This is a genomic window from Streptomyces muensis, assembly GCF_021474425.1.
GTDB lineage: Bacteria > Actinomycetota > Actinomycetes > Streptomycetales > Streptomycetaceae > Streptomyces > Streptomyces muensis.
Genome location: NZ_JAKEIP010000577.1, coordinates 1 through 1,331, shown reverse-complemented (window position 1 = coordinate 1,331; position 1,331 = coordinate 1). Strand labels below are relative to the sequence as shown.

Here is a 1,331-nt window from a genome sequence, read left to right as displayed (position 1 = left end):
TGCCAGTTCCTCGCCCCCGCCGCCCCAACCCGTCCCATCCCTGAAGGGGCGGAGCCCCTTCAAGGATGGGACGGGTAGGGGCGGCGGGGGCGAGGAACTGGCAGGAGGAGCCGCCGGGGGATGACGCGAGGCGGCGCGCCGGCCTATCTGCGCGGGAGCACCCCGATCGCCACGAGCGGTACGGCCCCCAGCACCAGCCATGGCACAGCAGCCGGCAACCCGGCGTCGAGCAGCATGCCCGTCACCGCGCTCCCGACCAGAACGATCAGGCCCGACACGGAGGACAACGCACCGGTGTACAACCCGAGTCGCCCCTCCTCCGCAAGGTCAGGAACCCACGCCCGGGCAACCGGAGCGACCAGCATCTGACCGAGGGTGAGCAGGACGACGAAGCCACCCGCGGGCAACAGGGCCACCGTGCCCGTCCAGCCGACGGGCCGCGCGGCAGCCACGACGCTGAAGCCCACCGCGATCAGCAAGAGCCCGACCACCATGGACCGCCGCAGAGTGACCCGCTCCCCCACCCACCGGGTGACCGGCAACTGAGCAGCCACCACCAACAGCGAGGACAGCGCGAACAGCCAGGCCAGAGCCGCCTGAGAGCCCGTGGCACGCTCCACCTCGTCGGGAAGGGCGAGATAGAGCTGGTTGTAGGCGAGAAGGTAGGCACCGTATGCGCAGCACAGGGCGAGAAAACGACGGTTGCGCAGCAGCTTCCCCACACCGCCCTGGAACCGGACACCGCCACGCCCGGGTATGTGCTGAGGCAGCAGCCACGCGTGCCCGGCAAGAACGAGGACGAAGATGCCGGCACCGGCGAGGCAGACCGTACGGAAGTCCACCGAGAGCAGCAGCGCTCCGAGCAGCGGTCCGACGAACGCACCCGCCTGCCCGGCCACGGTGAGCAGAGCGAGGACGCGCGTGCGCGAACCGGCCCCCGACTCCTCCCAGAGCACCGCCTGCCGGGCCACCTCGGACTCCACGGCCGGCGAGAAGAGCGCGGCGGCGAACCCGATCAGCAGCACCGCGCCGATGACCGCCCAGGTCTCCCGTGCGTACCCGAGCCACACGAACCCGGCGATCCGCAGCACGCACCCCGTGAGGACGACGGGCCGTATGCCGTACCGGTCGGCCAGCGCCCCGCCCACCACGAAGAGGCCCTGCTGGCTGAAGGTCCGCAGTCCCAGCACGAATCCGACCAGCCAGCCCGCCATGCCGACGGCCTGTCCGAGGTGCTCGGAGAGGAAGGGCAGAACGGCGTAGAAGCCGATGTTGAAGGCGAGTTGGGTGAGGATGAGGAGGCGGAGGAGGGGGGAGAGGCGGGGCTGAGC

At 71.0% G+C, this 1,331-nt stretch carries 1 protein-coding gene; it reads right to left on the bottom strand.

The window, feature by feature from the left end; translation table 11 throughout:
• Positions 1–143: 143 nt before the first annotated feature.
• On the bottom strand, positions 144–1,331 hold a 1,188-nt coding region (locus tag L0P92_RS44465; RefSeq protein WP_234768814.1), incomplete at its 5' end, for an MDR family MFS transporter.